General features: G+C 39.9%; 16 protein-coding genes. 8 read left to right on the top strand and 8 right to left on the bottom strand.

What is annotated here, in order from left to right; genetic code table 11:
• Positions 1-102 precede the first annotated feature (102 nt).
• Both ACFX4G_RS13790 and ACFX4G_RS13795 read left to right on the top strand, forming a co-directional pair.
• Positions 103-1,353 (top strand): ATP-binding protein, encoded by a 1,251-nt coding sequence (locus ACFX4G_RS13790; RefSeq protein ID WP_377575445.1) that lies wholly within the window; start codon positions 103-105, stop codon positions 1,351-1,353.
• Between the two features lie 4 nt (positions 1,354-1,357).
• Positions 1,358-2,296 carry a response regulator gene (locus ACFX4G_RS13795; RefSeq protein ID WP_043980348.1) on the top strand — a complete coding sequence of 313 codons (939 nt, stop codon included), beginning with the start codon at positions 1,358-1,360 and terminating at the stop codon, positions 2,294-2,296.
• Positions 2,297-2,335: 39 nt separating this feature from the next.
• Here ACFX4G_RS13795 and ACFX4G_RS13800 read toward each other — a convergent pair whose 3' ends face one another.
• The 8 genes from ACFX4G_RS13800 to ACFX4G_RS13835 form a co-directional block, all read right to left on the bottom strand.
• Complete coding sequence (locus ACFX4G_RS13800) at positions 2,336-2,944, bottom strand: malonate decarboxylase holo-ACP synthase (RefSeq protein WP_043980350.1); 609 nt, start codon at positions 2,942-2,944, stop codon at positions 2,336-2,338.
• On the bottom strand, positions 2,932-4,632 hold the full coding sequence (gene mdcD / locus ACFX4G_RS13805) for a biotin-independent malonate decarboxylase subunit beta (RefSeq protein ID WP_377575308.1): 1,701 nt from the start codon (positions 4,630-4,632) through the stop codon (positions 2,932-2,934). Before mdcD ends, ACFX4G_RS13800 begins: the two co-directional genes overlap by 13 nt.
• On the bottom strand, positions 4,619-4,921 hold the full coding sequence (locus ACFX4G_RS13810) for a malonate decarboxylase subunit delta (protein ID WP_377575311.1): 303 nt from the start codon (positions 4,919-4,921) through the stop codon (positions 4,619-4,621). The genes mdcD and ACFX4G_RS13810 overlap by 14 nt, the downstream gene beginning before the upstream one ends.
• 23 nt (positions 4,922-4,944) lie before the next feature.
• The gene (locus ACFX4G_RS13815; protein WP_377575314.1) at positions 4,945-5,811 is read right to left on the bottom strand and encodes a triphosphoribosyl-dephospho-CoA synthase; all 867 of its coding nucleotides are present in this window, start codon (positions 5,809-5,811) and stop codon (positions 4,945-4,947) included.
• A gap of 5 nt (positions 5,812-5,816) precedes the next feature.
• Positions 5,817-7,469, bottom strand: coding sequence for a malonate decarboxylase subunit alpha (mdcA, locus tag ACFX4G_RS13820; RefSeq protein WP_377575317.1), 1,653 nt, complete (start codon positions 7,467-7,469; stop codon positions 5,817-5,819).
• A gap of 37 nt (positions 7,470-7,506) precedes the next feature.
• Entirely contained in the window at positions 7,507-8,433 is a 927-nt protein-coding gene (gene mdcH, locus ACFX4G_RS13825; RefSeq protein WP_165575540.1) for a malonate decarboxylase subunit epsilon, read from the bottom strand.
• 224 nt (positions 8,434-8,657) lie between these two features.
• Positions 8,658-9,614, bottom strand: coding sequence for an LLM class oxidoreductase (locus ACFX4G_RS13830; protein WP_377575320.1), 957 nt, complete (start codon positions 9,612-9,614; stop codon positions 8,658-8,660).
• 57 nt (positions 9,615-9,671) lie between these two features.
• Positions 9,672-10,871, bottom strand: coding sequence for an MFS transporter (locus ACFX4G_RS13835; RefSeq protein WP_162213645.1), 1,200 nt, complete (start codon positions 10,869-10,871; stop codon positions 9,672-9,674).
• Between the two features lie 329 nt (positions 10,872-11,200).
• Here ACFX4G_RS13835 and ACFX4G_RS13840 point away from each other — a divergent pair, with 329 nt between their 5' ends.
• From ACFX4G_RS13840 to budA, 6 genes are all read left to right on the top strand, one after another.
• On the top strand, positions 11,201-11,569 hold the full coding sequence (locus ACFX4G_RS13840; RefSeq protein WP_013055500.1) for a winged helix-turn-helix transcriptional regulator: 369 nt from the start codon (positions 11,201-11,203) through the stop codon (positions 11,567-11,569).
• 84 nt (positions 11,570-11,653) lie between these two features.
• Complete coding sequence (locus ACFX4G_RS13845) at positions 11,654-11,833, top strand: hypothetical protein (RefSeq protein ID WP_013055499.1); 180 nt, start codon at positions 11,654-11,656, stop codon at positions 11,831-11,833.
• On the top strand, positions 11,833-12,030 hold the full coding sequence (locus ACFX4G_RS13850) for a YwbE family protein (protein ID WP_043980363.1): 198 nt from the start codon (positions 11,833-11,835) through the stop codon (positions 12,028-12,030). Before ACFX4G_RS13845 ends, ACFX4G_RS13850 begins: the two co-directional genes overlap by 1 nt.
• An 870-nt stretch (positions 12,031-12,900) precedes the next feature.
• Complete coding sequence (locus tag ACFX4G_RS13855; protein ID WP_014461503.1) at positions 12,901-13,065, top strand: aspartyl-phosphate phosphatase Spo0E family protein; 165 nt, start codon at positions 12,901-12,903, stop codon at positions 13,063-13,065.
• A gap of 226 nt (positions 13,066-13,291) precedes the next feature.
• On the top strand, positions 13,292-14,971 hold the full coding sequence (alsS, locus tag ACFX4G_RS13860) for an acetolactate synthase AlsS (RefSeq protein ID WP_097824281.1): 1,680 nt from the start codon (positions 13,292-13,294) through the stop codon (positions 14,969-14,971).
• A gap of 16 nt (positions 14,972-14,987) precedes the next feature.
• The gene (budA, locus tag ACFX4G_RS13865; protein WP_043980365.1) at positions 14,988-15,701 is read left to right on the top strand and encodes an acetolactate decarboxylase; all 714 of its coding nucleotides are present in this window, start codon (positions 14,988-14,990) and stop codon (positions 15,699-15,701) included.
• The last annotated feature ends 108 nt before the right edge of the window (positions 15,702-15,809 follow it).

Here is a 15,809-nt window from a genome sequence, read left to right on the forward strand (position 1 = left end):
GGACGCTGTCACAATGTATACTAATTCACGAATCACTTCAGGAGGTGGAATTATCTGAATTTTAAATCTTTCATTCGAAAAGATCCGTACATTTTATTGCTCATGCTCATTACTGTCCCGCTGGCGGGAGAGTTAAAATTTTATCCGTTAAATGAAACATTTCGAATTACATTTGGAGCTCCTACATTTTTCTTTTTCCTGTTGCTTTTAAAACGAAAAACCGTTTTAGCCGGGGGCTTGTTAACCGCTTTAAGTGTCGTTCTCTTTCGCATCATGCTCGATTATATCATGCTCGATCATTTTCAATTTGCGGCTTCTGCACATACGCATTATCCTACGTTTTTCTTCTACTTTACGTATGCACTTTTATTTTTTGTTTTTAAAGTAAGCCGCATGAACTATAGTGCTATTGTAATTGGGGTGATTGGACTCATCATTGAAATTGCTGCTGATGTAGTGGAACTAACTGCGCAGTATATAGTTTTGCATACAACAATCCATGTCGATTCATTATCTGACATGGCCGTTATTGCTTTTGCTCACAGCTTCATTGTACTTAGCTTTTTTAATATGATGACGATTTATGAATCACAGTCACGAGAACGTCAAATTCGCAAACAAAATGAGCACATGCTAATGCTCATTACAAGCCTTTATGAAGAAACCGTTCATTTAAAAAAGACCCTTCATAATACAGAAGCGATTACAAAAGCTTCGTACGATTTATACCGCGTATTAAATCAGCAGGAAAAAGATCATTCTGTGCTAAACCAAACGCTCAGTAAAAAAGCGCTTCGGATTGCGGGAGATATTCACGAAGTAAAAAAAGACAACCAGCGTATTTTTGCGGGCTTATCTAAAACAATTTCAAATGAAAGTTTCCAAAATTATATGAAAGCAGAGGAATTAATCGAGCTGATCGTACGCATCAACAAAAAATATGCCGATTCTCTTCACAAACAAATTACCTTTTTTTCTTCTGTAAACGGGGAACATTTCAGCTACCACGTTTACACCATTTTATCGATCATTAATAACTTGGTAGCCAACGCAGTGGAAGCGATTAAAGATGAAGGAAGGATTGTTTTATCGGTACATAGACAAGCTGAACATGTAGAATTTCATGTACAAGACAACGGTCCTGGAGTACCTTTAAAGTACGAAAAAGCTATCTTTGAACCTGGTTTCACCTCAAAATACAATCAATTTGGAAACCCCTCTACTGGCATTGGTCTTTCTTATGTAAAAGATATTGTTCAAGAACTTGAAGGTACGATTAAAGCTACACAAGAAGACAGCGGAATGACGTTTATCATTCAAATCCCCCTTCGTAATTTAATTCAGAAAGGATGAGTTTATGCGATTTTGTATTACAGATGACGATTCAGCTATTCGTTCAACGCTCAGTCAGCTGATTGAAGATGAGGATTTAGGAGAAGTTGTAGAAGAAGTCGTCGACGGAAGCTTTTTAGATGCCTCTACGTTAAATTTAAAACAAATTGATATTTTATTTATCGATTTACTTATGCCAGGACGTGACGGAATCGAAACGATCCGTCATTTAAAAGATTCATTTAAAGGAAAAATGATTATGATTTCACAGGTGGAATCCAAAGAATTGATAGGAGAAGCCTACTCATTAGGAATTGAATACTATATTACAAAACCAATTAACCGAATTGAAATTTTAACGGTTATTCGAAAAGTAATGGAACGAATCTCCCTTGAGAAATCAATCGATGATATTAAAACCTCCTTGAATAGTTTAGCGACAGCTCATCACGCTCCCCCTTCAAGCCAGCCGGTAACGAAACAAGCCCATCTATACGATGTAGGTAAATTCTTATTAGCCGAGTTAGGTATTGTAGGAGAAAATGGTGCAAAAGATTTACTGGATATTTTACAGTTTCTGTACACTTATGACCAAAGAGAAAGTGTGGAAAAACATTTCCCTTCTCTAAAAAATATTTTTGTGAATGTGGCTGAGAAAAAATTAGGAGCTCACGCGTCTTCCATTGAAATTAATCGCGAAACCAAAGCTTGTGAACAGCGAATAAGACGAGCAGTTACTCACTCACTAAATCACTTTGCTTCTATCGGATTAACAGACTTTTCAAATCCGAAATTTGAAAATTATGCTTCTAAGTTTTTTGACTTTACAGCTGTTCGTAAAAAAATGAAAGAATTACAGGGAGATTCTAAAATTTTGCCGATTCGCATTAACACCAAAAAATTTATTCAAATATTCTTTTTTGAAGCAAAGCGCTTGTTAAGCAAGGAAAAAAGCTGGTATTGACAGAAAAGACGGAAAAGGTGCAAATACCTCTTCCGTCTTTTATACTAATTGATTTAGTTTTACTAAGGAAGGTCCATATACAGTACGCAGAAGCAGCGTCTTTTCTCCCCTTGCATATTCCACCAGAGAAAATGCTCCTTTTTCTGTTTCTACCTGTACATCTACAGAAACTGGACACTCTTTTAACTGATTAACTATCAGTTGCGCTTGTTCCACCGACAAATAAGAAGAAAGGCGAATAAGTATATCCACATCACTAGTTGTTGTAACAACTTCGGCACCACTTGCAAATTCGAATCCCACACTGCCGGTTGGTCCCCACGCAAAATCTTTTAAAATAATAGCAACTTCTTTTAAAGCACCTGTGGCTGGCATGTTTCTAAAGTGGCCGTTTTGAAAAATAGAAACGAGATCTTCCGGCCTAATTCTTTGTTTAACGGCCTGTTCAGATACAAATGCTCCAAAACGCTGATTTCTTCTTTCTCCTCTTACTCCAACAGGTATCAAGCTATCCCGGTGAACAGCCCGCCTTACAACGACAAACGGAGTCTTCCCTAAAGAATGCTCCACCCAATCAGGGATAGGTGTATAACTGATAAGCATTGCTTCCTCTTTTAACTGAAGCAAATCATGAGCTATATATTCCATTGTTTTTCCAACTCATCTCTTACTAATAAAGAAGCTTTTCGCCCTTCCTTCCTTGCTTGCTCACTGTATAGCCGGGTGCTTAAATCGTACACACCTTCACGGCGTACATCTTCTACGGCTCCAGTCAAAATATCTTGAATCGTTTGAACGTCGCGCTCTGTGGGCTGCTCTGCTTGAATACCGCTAACCAGCTCATATAAAGCGCCAAGTGAGGCAAATGATTCAATATCATAAGCCATGGACGGGACTTTCTTTGAAGCTTCTTCAAGTTCTTTAATACTTCTTTTAGTAATGCGCGCTGCCGACTGTTTGGACATGGCGTGAACATTCACTCCTTCGTCTTTTAAAGCCACAATTCGATTTGATTGGTATCCATGAGCCAGAAATGCTCCTGAAATTGCTTTTCCGACAATTAACGTAATAACTGGATGACCTGCTAAGCGCGCTGCTGCATAAGCATCAGCCGCAGCACCGCAAGCATAGTGAATACCTAGAAGTTCTTCATGATAGCCATACGCTTGACTCGGTACGTCCACAATGGCGATTATAGGCCGAGGAGATTGATTTCGATCTTCTTTTATTATTTCACGAACATGCTTGGCAATTGCCCATCCTTCATCTAGTCCTACTTCCCCTTTCCGTGCACGTAAGAAACGATTATAAGGATTAGGTACAACCGATATATATCGGACCTTTTCTCTTCCTAGCAATGCGTCTTTATAAAGAACGGAAGAGATTTCAAAATCTGCTTCTTCATCATTTATTAAGGCGTTGATCCACACGCGACCGCGGCTGTTGGGCATGTTACCTGGAACTTCATTAAGCGAGTAAGAGACTGTTGAAGGGATAGGTTCATTTTTTGTTGTGTTATACAATTCTTGAAACTGATCAGGAGCCAGTTTTTCTGAAGGATCAACCTTACTAAGCAAATGTCTGTAAAAATCTACTTGTTCTGTTTTACTAGTTGCTTTTCCTTTCTTCTGAAACGTCTCTTGAACCGCTCGCTGAATAGCCTTGACATCATCCTGTGCTAAGGTATCTGCAAACCCGGTTTCGTAGCGTTGAATACCGCCAATCGTTTTCCAGATTAAGCTTCGGTCTCTTGCATCAAACTCTTCAACTCCTGCTTCTTGTTCGATCACTTCAGGGCCGTTAAGGCCAAACCTTGCTTCTTTTGTCATAATGAGATAACTAAAGAGTGAAGCAGTGATGGACATTCCTCCAAAGCAGCCTACATTTCCTGAAATAACTCCAACAACAGGTGTATGCTCACGCAAAGCAACCACAGCTGAGCCAATTTCAGATATCGACAAAAGTCCATAATTCGCTTCTTGGAGCCTTACCCCTCCTGTATCGAATAGAAAAACAGGTCTAACAGGAACACCTTTTTTGTGATTATTAAGAGCTAGTTCTAAAGCTCCTGCAATTTTAGCTCCCGATACTTCACCAATGCCTCCCCCTTGAAACCCTCCTTCTATTGAAATGACAACGGCTGGCTCTCCTGCTATCAGCCCACCTGCTATAATGACACCATCGTCGCTTTGAGGAACAATATTTTGCTTAGGTAAATGAGGCGATTCGATTCCGTCAAAAGGGCCAAGCAGCTCATAGAATGTTCCTTGATCTAAGATTGCCTGCGCTCGTTCTCTTCCATTTAACTCAATAAAGCTTTGATTATTCACTCCCATTTCCACTCACCTCCAAAGCTTGTGCAAGACGCAAGGCGACTACACCAGGCGTAGCACCGAAATCATTAATTACAATTTTCGCTTGAATGGTATGAACACTAAAGAACCGGTCTAATACGGCTTTCCAGGTTTCACTAAATCCTTCACTTCCTGTTCGTACTGATACGTGAGCATGTTCTTCATCAGAAGGAACCATTAAAATTTCTAAATCCCCTGAACCAACAACGCCTACATGTGCGCGCTGAGTTAACTTTCGATCGGCTTTGTATTTAAACACTAACGTTTCCATTAGCCACTCCTCCCTGCAGACGTTTACGATTCTTTAAAAAGAGATATTCGATCTAAAAATAATACAGCAGCCAGCAAATCTGCACTTCCGCCTGGAGAAGCGTTAGATGATAGAAGTATATGATTTAACGCTTCTAGCCGCTGTTTTCCCATTGATGTAGATACCCCTCCAGCTTCTAACACATTGGATGCCGCCATTTTAACCTCCTTTAACACAACCGGACCAGCACGATGCAAAATACACGTATCATCAAGGTTGGCGATTAGTGTTACTAAAGTATCAATCCTTGCTGATGTTTCATGTATGCCTAGCTTGCGAGCTTTATGTAAAGCAGGCAAGCCTATATGAATTACGTGAGGAAATCCTTGCTTCGCCTCTCCAGCCGCTCCTTTTGCGCCATACTGTTTTTTCACACGAAGTCCATTAGATGAATGCAGAGGACAAAAACGATCTGCATAACGAGCAATTTTTCCTGCAGCTTCTGTGATGGATGCAGGTGATGCTTGAATGCCGCAAACCGCTGTTGCAGACGCAAGTAGGCCTAATGCCCAAATGGCTCCTTTGTGTGTATTAACACCATCCGTAGCCCCGTACATAATTTGTTCGCCCTCGCGTCCAATTCGAGCAATTTCTTCCCTTAGCATCTGACTTGGCTGCTTTCCTTGACTGTATAATGCAATCTGTAAAAAGGTCGGTTGTAAAGCATAAGCAGAAGTTAACAGCGTCTCAATATTCATATCTTGATGAGATCCAGTTGTTGCTGCATCTACAAGCCCAGGCTTAGGTGTAAGCACCGCTTCATCAACCAGAGCGGTAACTGCCATTTTAGCTATTAGACATGAGTAAAACACAGCTGGTCTTGGCTCTTCTTGAATACTTTGAATACGCATATTTCTTACCAGCTCCTAAATTTAGCAGGCGGATTATACAAGCCATCGGACCATTCTACTAAATCTTCGACACTTCTTGCTGCCAATAATGAACGTTTTGCTTCTGTACGGCGAATCTGTAAATCTTCGGGAAAAGCCACTAAGCCATCTCTGCGCATCTTTTCCACTTTATTTCGGTTATATCGAAGGCCTATAGGTGTTACCCCTGCTACTGCTTCAAGCGCTGCTTTTCTTTCGTCCAAGCTTTGTGCTTTATATAAATAAGCAATTCCTTCTTCCGTCACAACATGCGTCACATCATCCCCGTAAATCATGACAGGAGCAGTAGCTACGCCTGCTTGTTTCGCTACCTTTATCGCATCCAAAGACTCCACAAAAACAGGCTCATTTCCTGATTGAAAGGTTTCAACCATTTGAACAACTAGTTTTCTGCCTCTCGCTAGTTCGTGCTGCTCGTTTATCATATCCAACCAAGCAGGCGTAGAATGTCGACGGCCTCTAGGGTCATGCCCCATATTAGGCGCTCCGCCAAACCCTGACAAACGTCCAGATGTGACGGTAGAAGAATTTCCTTCTCCATCTATTTGCAAAGTTGATCCTACAAAAGCATCTACCGCATATTGACCAGCCACTTGACACATCGCACGGTTTGAGCGCAGGCTGCCGTCGCGTCCTGTAAAAAACACATCTGGACGCGCTGCTGTGTATTGTTCCATTCCTACTTCTCCGCCAAAGCAGTGCACGCTCTCAATCCATCCGCTTTCAATAGCCGGAATTAACGTGGGGTGAGGATTCAGAGCCCAGTGCTTGCATATTTTACCTTTCAGTCCTAACTTTTCTCCATAAGTAGGCAGCAAAAGCTCAATTGCAGCGGTATTAAAGCCAATGCCATGATTTAATGATTGTACGCTGTGGCGCTCATAGATACCTCGAATTGTCATCATAGCCATTAAAATTTGGAGTTCTGTAATATGACGAGGATCTCGCGTAAATAAAGCTTCCAATTGATAAGGCTGATCCGCCACGACGATACAATCAACCCAAGAAGCCGGAATATCAACTCGCGGAAGTTCTTCAACAAGTTCGTTTACCTGCACAATAACAATTCCATCCTTAAACGCGGTTGCTTCGATAATGGTTGGTGTTTCTTCCGTATTTGCTCCTGTATATAAATTACCTTGTGCATCTGCTTTGTCAGCAGCCACTAAGGCAATGTTCGGAATTAAATCAATGAAAAGACGTCCGTAAAGCTCTAGATATGTATGAATTTCTCCCATTTTCAACGTCTCATCTTCAATCATTTGAGACACGCGAAGGCTTTGAGCACCGGCGTACGAAAAATCAATTTTTTCAGCAATTCCTTTTTCAAATATGTCGAGATGTTCCGGACGTGAAATACTAGACATAATCATATGAAGGCCGTGTATTTTATCAGCGCTTACTTCATTCAGCGCCTTTGATAAAAAAGATGCTTGCTTTTGATTGTCTCCTTCAAGCACTACTTTATCTCCGGGTGATATAAGCAATTCTAACGCTTCAATAATGTGTTCATTACCCAATAACTTTTCTTTAAGAAGATGGTCTACTTTCGCAAGGCGAGCTGCTTTTTGATCTCGGCGAGTTGTCCATGATTTTGAAGTTTTTTTTATGCCACTCATGTTCTAGCTCCTTTCTGATACTTCTAAATTAATACGCTTACATTTTTTCTTTTTCCATTAAAATCAGCAAAGTTTTCATCGTAGATTCGGCTGCCGAAATAGCCCTTGCTTCAGGGAAGCTCTTAGCAGCCAAATCCGTTAGCACTCTTCCTGGAGCCATTTCAATATATAATCTTGTGCCCATTTCATACATAACTTCCGTCGTATCATGCCAACGGACGGGCATCGCAACACTCGCTGCTAAGTCTTCCTTAACATCAGCAGCTTTCCATAATTTCCGAGCTTTACAGTTACCTATAAAAGGAACGGACGGGTCCTTTCCTTTCACTTCCGTTATGATTTTTCGTAATTCCCTCGAAACTCCTTCCATAAGAGGACAGTGAGAAGGCACCGTTACATGAAGCATTTTAGTTTTTCTAGCCCCTTTTTTACATGCTTTTTCAAGAACTTTCTCGATTGCTTTTAAGGTGCCAGAAATCGTTATTTGATCGGGAGAATTTAGATTCGCTACGTACACAGGAGCTGCATCAGTTGATAGTTCATGTACAATAGAGAGAAGCTGATGTTCACGCAGTCCCATCACAACCCCCATACCATAACCATCAGGATAAGCATTTTCCATCAGTTTCCCTCTTTTTTTCACAAGAAGAAGAGCTTCTTTAAAAGATAACACTTCAGATGCAACTGCTGCTCCAAACGCCCCTATAGAATGCCCTCCTACCACGTCTGGCGAGTATCCTTTGTTTTTAAACGACCTAGCCGCAGCCACTCCTGCAATAAAAAGACATATTTGAACATTTTTATTATATTTTAATTTTTCTGACGAATCTAAAGATAATACGTCTTGATTTAAAACCTCACTTGCTTCTTCAAACGTAGTCGCTAATCCCCATTTATTTTTTATATCATGAAGCATACCAGCATATTGTGCGCCTTGGCCTGGAAATAGAAATGCAACACTCATCGTGTTTCTCCTTTCGACTTTATATCATCCAAGGAGATAATGGATAATTTTATTATAAAGAACATAGGGTCAATAACTCTAATACATATTTCTTATATATCCTATAACTTGAAATCTATATAAAAAGGGATTGAGACATAACGAAATCAGTGGAAAAATCCGAACGGGTTAGATTCTCCAGTAAGAATCTAACCCGTTCGGATCTTCAACTAAAGTACTTTTAGCTACAGATGAGCTGGAAAATGCGGAAGCACTTCTTCGCCAAGCTCATGTATAACTTCTTCAGCCGGACGCTTGCTATCAAAAAGAGCAAAAAAGAGATGATTAACTCCTATTTCTTTATAAACAGAAAGAAGCTCAATTAATGTATTACGACCTGCTCGAAATCCTAAACGAATTGGCGTTGGCATTTCATTTGGATCTTCTGCCAAATCTAGATGCATAGGTTGTGTAAAAGGTTTAAAAACGCCTGGATAATAGATGTCAACCAGTTTCCTCCATTGTGTAATAGCTTCTGCTTGAAAATGGGGATGACGAGGATAATACATCCAGCCGTCTCCATACTGTGCAAACCACTCCATATTTTGCTGACTGTATCCCGTGATCATCGTCGGAATACGTTTCGTTGGCTTAGGAACGACATTTGCTCCTTGAATGGATCCCAAAGCAGACTGGATAGATGGAAATTCTTTATTTAACGCTTCTTCTAAATAATGAAAAGCCTCTGCAAATCGCTTTCCTCTTTCTTCATGAGGAATACCTAACCCTCGAAAATCTGCTTGACGGTCTCCAGAAGATACGCCCATAATCAAACGCTCAGGAAAAAGCTGATCAATGGTTGCCATTTCTTTAGCTACGCGAAGCGGATGGCGCAAAGGCAGCACAATAGCAGATGTACTAAGAGCAATTTCTTTTGTTTGACTGGCCAGATAAGTCAAATAAATAAGCGTATCATAAATTTGACCCGTGGCTGGATCGCCAAATGATGGATCTTGAAGAAGGACATCGCGGAACCATAAGCTTGTAAATCCATATTGTTCTGCAAGCTGCGTGAGCTCTACTTGTTTCTCCATCGTAGGCGTGGCATATTGATAATTTTCAAGCGGCATATGCAACCCTAACGTTAACTCATTCTCCTTGTACATACGACAATACGCCTTATGATGCTGAAATGTAGTCATTTACTTCCTCTCCTTTTATAGCTAAGAGATCATCGCAAAGGGCGATGATCTCTTGTTTTATTTTGCTTTTGCTTCTATTGAGCGGCTCCATGCTGTTAATAAGACCGCTCCTAAAACCATAACGCCTCCAATCCAAGGAGTATGAACAAGACCAATCGAATCAACAATCAGGCCGCCTACAAAAGAACCAATAGCAATTCCAACGTTAAATGCAGCAATATTAAGCGCAGAGGCTACGTTCACTGCTGAAGGAACATACTTTTCAGCTAAGTTCACGACCAGCACTTGCAGTCCAGGTACGTTCATAAATGCCAATAAGCCCATGGCAAAAATCGTAATCGTTCCCGCTACTTTAAACGATGCAGTAAACGATAAAATAACTAAGATAACTGCTTGAATTAGAAACATCCAAAATAATGCTTTTAACGGGTTTTTATTCGCAGCTTTTCCTCCGATTGTATTTCCGATGGCTACTGCTACACCGTATACCAGCAGTAAGATACTAACCGCGCTTGGTGCGTATCCTGTTAGTTTTTCAAGAATAGGTGCTAAATACGTATAAGCTACAAACGTTCCGCCATATCCTAAGGCGGTAATAGCAAACGATAGTAAAAGCGGCCCGTTTTTCAAAATTTTCAATTGATCACTAAACTTTGCCGGCGGCGCTTCCTTTAAGTTTTTAGGCACTAAAAGAGCACTTGCAATAATGGCAATAACCCCAAGTAACGCTACTCCCCAAAATGTTGCTCTCCAGCCGAAAGCTTGTCCGATAAATGTACCAAGCGGAACACCTGTAACAGTTGCAACTGTTAAACCTGTAAACATTAAAGCAATGGCACTTGCTCGCTTATCTTCTGGCACTAAATCAGCAGCGATAGTCGCACCGATAGAAAAGAAAATTCCGTGTGAAAATGCAGTAATAATTCGTGCTATAAGCAGCAGCCCAAAGCTTGTTGATAAAGCTGCTACTGAGTTTCCTACGATAAAAATAACCATCAATAGCATCAACAGTGATTTTCTGCTCATTTTACTTGTTAAAGCTGTTAATACGGGAGCTCCAAATGCAACTCCCATTGCGTATCCTGAAATTAATAACCCTGCTAGTGTAATGGAAATATTTAAATCATCTGCAAGCGATGATAATAAACCTACTGGAACAAACTCTGTAGTCCCGATTCCAAAGGCGCTAATAGCTAGCGCTAATAGCGGCAAAGCACCGCTTTTTTTACTTTGTTGTGTTTGTGAAATTGTGTTCACTTCTTAACGCCTCCTGTTCGTTATGATAACTTCTTCATAATAGCTTCTCTTACGGCTAATTAGCTTAGGTACCTTTCATATATTCGCTAACTCGCCATCAACAATTGTTATTATGAGCGATGTAAAACCAAAGAAAAAGTACGCACTTTCAAGTGATATAGGCACCTGGAGGTTACAATAAGCGTAAATACTAAAGTCATGAACTATTGGGTATTCTAAAAAAATGCTTACACCTAGAAAATTTTGCTCTATAGTGATATGATAAACATCAGAAAAAATGCGAAAACATGCATTTGACCGTTATCTCTAGAACAAGGAGAGTTGTTAACGTGAAAAAATATAATATTCCAGTGGAAGCGGCACTAGAAGTCATTGGAGGCAAGTGGAAAGTCGTTATTCTTTGCCACTTAATTAAAGGGACAAAGCGCCCTGGAGAATTAAAAAGAATTATGCCGCGCGTTACGCAAAAAGTATTAACGCAGCAGCTTCGAGAACTTGAAGCAGACGGCATCATTGTTAGAAAAATGTACAATGAAATGCCGCCTCGAGTAGAATACTCTTTAACAGATTACGGATGGTCTTTAAAAAGCATTCTTGATTCATTATGCTCTTGGGGAGAACATCATATTGAAAAAACGTATCCTGATAAAGAAGCTGTACTTATGCAGCCTGTAGAAGAAGTCACTGTTTCTAATTAAAAAAAGCTGACTATCTAGTCAGCTTTTTCATTCCCTTACTTTCTTTGTTTTTTCAGATGATGTATATATTCAGGAGGAACCCATATGACAGAACAACTTAAAAAGAAAATTAGTCTTCAAGATGCTATCAAACAGCAGCTTGCTAATAAGAAAAATCAATCTTCAAGTAAAGCTCAAAATAGCAGCACCAATCAAGCAACCAAAAAGCTGACGAGTCAACAAACAAAAAAAACGAATAATCAGCGAAAGAGAACAGGTGTATAATGAACGGACAAAATAGAAAAGACGTAGCTCCTGGAATTGAAGTCGACATTGTTTTAAAAGCAGATCAGCGTTCTGGAAAACTTACACGCGGAACGGTCAAAGACATTCTGACCAATTCAAACTTTCACCCACACGGCATCAAAGTCCGTTTAACAGATGGACAAGTCGGACGCATAAAAGAAATTTACCCAAATTAAAAAAGCATGTATTCTACATGCTTTTTTAATTTACACTTCAAATAAATCTACTTATCATTTCCTACTTTTGTTAAAATAAAGAAGCACTGTCGTCCCCTTTCTTTCCCTTGGGAATTCACGCAAGGAAGAAAAAGGTGGTGGATAGTCTGAGACGAATCCTCAAGTCATTTTTCCTAGATGCTGAGAATGTTCAGCTCCTAACGGCTTACGTAGAGCTTTTAGGAGCCATAGTCGCTCTTATTTTGCTATTTTTCCAGTAGTAAAATAAGTAATCACCGATAAGTATCGTCTAAAAGGTTCTTCATCCATAAGCCTCGTGTGCTGATTGTCTTTAGGGAATCGTGTTTGGCGGCACTTCCCTATAGTAAAAAGACAGCTTCCTTGCAGAAATGGACAAGGTGTAATCAACTACGGCCGATTATGGGTGCGGGACCTTTTTCTTTATTAGTCTATGTCTTTTTTTTACTTCCCATACACAAAAATAAAAAAACCTCCGAGTTGGCGGTCTCGAAGGTTTTCTCTAGTGAATCGTTTTCGACAAATCCTCATCCGGGCTAACAAGGTTCAGATCTAATAAGATTATGTGATGAATTTCTTCACCTTACAAGTTGCACTTGTCAAAGCTAAGAATTCATTCGCTTGTTAAGAATAACTGAACGTGCGCTCCAGATTGTCATTTTTCCTAGTCTCAGTATATCATATTTATTGAAAACAGGTAAAAAAAGTGTTCGACAAAGCTTGTTAGCAGCTCTTCACCTATGTCATATTTTTCAAAACAAAAAACATTTTACAAATATGAAGGAATTTCATACTATTAGATAAAAGATAAAACATAGAAGATAGAAGTATTCTGACTTGGAGAGGATTTCAATGAAGCAACCTCAGTTAGAAAAAGAAATTCGAGCCTTACAATCAGATATTTACCAATTAGCTAAAAAAACAAGCAGCTATTCTCACGGTGAGATTTTAAAATTAAGTCAAAAGCTAGATCAAAAAATTGTTAGTTACCAAAAGCTTTTTAACCATACCAAATAAGAGCCGCGTTGGACTTTCACTTGCTATCCCTCAAGTACCATAAACCTACAAATAAAACAGATATGTTTTATTCGCAATAGGTACATCTCTGCTTCCCTAATTAATAGGGAAGTTTTTTATTTAGAAAATTAAAACCTTCTCCTTTCCTTAGGTTAGTTGTCATACAAATTGGGTATTCAATCAGTAGGCCTTAAAACCTATCTAAGAAACATAAAGGAGAGAATGCATGATGAGTAATGCTGATACTGCCGAAACAAAAAAAGGCGCTGACTTACTAGTAGAAAGTTTGGCAAGTCAGAATGTGCCTTATATTTTCGGCATTCCAGGAGCCAAAATTGATGGCGTATTTGATGTTTTGAAAGAAAAAGGACCAGAAGTAATTGTTTGCCGCCATGAACAAAATGCTGCGTTTATGGCAGCTGCTATGGGAAGACTGACAGGTACGCCAGGCGTTTGCCTTGTCACATCAGGTCCAGGTGCCGCTAACTTAGCCACTGGCCTTGTGACTGCTACTTCTGAAGGTGACCCAGTGGTAGCCCTAGCAGGAGCCGTTCCAAGAGCAGATCGATTAAAAAAGACGCATCAATCAATGGATAATGAAGGACTATTTAAATCTATCGCCAAATTCAGCGTTGAGGTAGAAGACGCTGCAAACGTTCCAGAAGTGATAACAGACGCCTTTCGCGAAGCTGTTTCTTCTCCTTCAGGAGCATCTTTTGTCAGCTTGCCGCAGGATGTAATGGATAGCGAAACATCAGCTTCCACTCTATCCGTTTTAAAAGCTCCTACGATTGGGACTGCCAATTTAGACGCTGTTGCCCAAGCTATACACACTATTCGCACAGCAAAACTACCTGTCTTGCTTTTAGGTATGAGAGCAAGTAAATCTAAAGCAGTGGAATCAATCCGTCAACTTATAGCAGAACATGACCTTCCTGTGGTGGAAACGTTCCAAGGTGCGGGAGCTGTTTCAAGAGAGCTTGAAACTCACTTTTTTGGGCGAGTAGGTCTTTTTCGCAATCAGCCTGGAGACGTCTTATTGAAGCATGCTGACGTCGTCTTAACAATCGGATATGACCCAGTTGAATATCCTCCTTCTCTTTGGAACTCAGAAAGTCAAAGAAGCATTATTCATTTAGATGATTTACAAGCACAAGCTGACCACCATTATCAGCCGGAAATTGAGTTAGTAGGGGATATTCCAAGCACAATTGACATATTAGCGGATAAACTCCCACATTTAATACGTTCAAAAGAAAGTGCTTCTTTTTTAAAAACGCTAAAAAGTAAACTTGAACAACCTGACGATCAGTACGAGTTTTCTAATGACACTTACCTTCATCCCCTACAATTAATTGAAGCTCTGCAGAACTTTGTTGAAGATGATACTACCATCACATGTGACGTTGGTTCGCATTACATATGGATGGCTCGTTATTTTCGTTCCTATGAACCTCAGCATTTACTATTCAGCAACGGTATGCAGACACTAGGTGTTGCTTTGCCTTGGGCTATTTCAGCTGCACTCGTTCGCCCCCATAAAAAAGTTCTGTCCATGTCTGGAGACGGCGGGTTTTTATTTTCAGCTATGGAGCTCGAGACAGCCGTTCGATTAAACTTACCAATTGTTCACATTATCTGGAACGATCAAACCTACGATATGGTTGGCTTTCAACAGCAGATTAAATATGGCCGAAAATCTGCAGTAGAGTTTGGCAGTGTAGACTTTGTTACGCTTGCTGAAAGTTTTGGTGCCAAAGGATTTAGAGTTAACTCACCAGAAGAATTTTCGGACACTCTAGCAAGCGCTTTTCGTGAACAAGGCCCAGTTATCATCGATGTTCCTGTAGATTATAAAGATAATGAAAAATTAAATACACAGCTACTGCCAGATCAAATTAACTGAAAGGACTGAGTAAAGAATGAGCAATAAAGAAAAATTAACGATTCACCAAACTTCCACCATGATCGCTTTATTAGACGGAGTATTTGACGGTATTGTCACATACAAGGATTTAGCTAAGAAAGGTGATTTCGGCATCGGTACGTTTAATCAATTGGACGGTGAAATGATTGCCTTTGACGGAGAATTTTATCATATTGCTGATGGGAAAGCCGCGCCTATTGGCGAAGATGCAAAAACACCTTTTGCCATTATGACAACCTTTTATGAAGATATCTCTTATCGTGTAGAAAAGGAAATGAATCGTGAACAACTAGAAACCTTAATGAACGAGCTTATTCCTAGCCCGAATTTATTCTATGCAGTTCGCATTGACGGAAAGTTTAAAGAAGTAAAAACGCGCACGGTTGCAAAGCAAGAGAAGCCCTATCCTTCTATGGTAGATGCGGCTGCTGATCAGCCTACATTTACATCTTCAGATGTAAATGGAACACTAGCAGGTTTTTATACGCCAGAATATTCTTCAGGCATCGGTGTTCCCGGCTACCACCTGCACTTTATTGATGAATATAAAAAAGAAGGGGGACATGTTTTAGATGTCTCTGTTCAAGATGTTACAATTCAAATCTGCAAAAAAACGAAATTAAATCTCAATTTATCGGAAACAAGTGAATTTTTAAATGCTAATTTAGAAGACCATGATGTAGAAGAAGAAATTGCGACGGCTGAATAAACAACGATACTTTTACTGATAAAAAAACGCTCATCGTCATGCATGACGATGAGCGTTTTTTATTTAATCGCGTTCAGGCTTCATTTCTAGCACAACACAGAAACCTTC

It is taken from the genome of Priestia sp. YIM B13486 (assembly GCF_042787865.1).
Lineage (GTDB): Bacteria > Bacillota > Bacilli > Bacillales > Bacillaceae_H > Priestia > Priestia megaterium.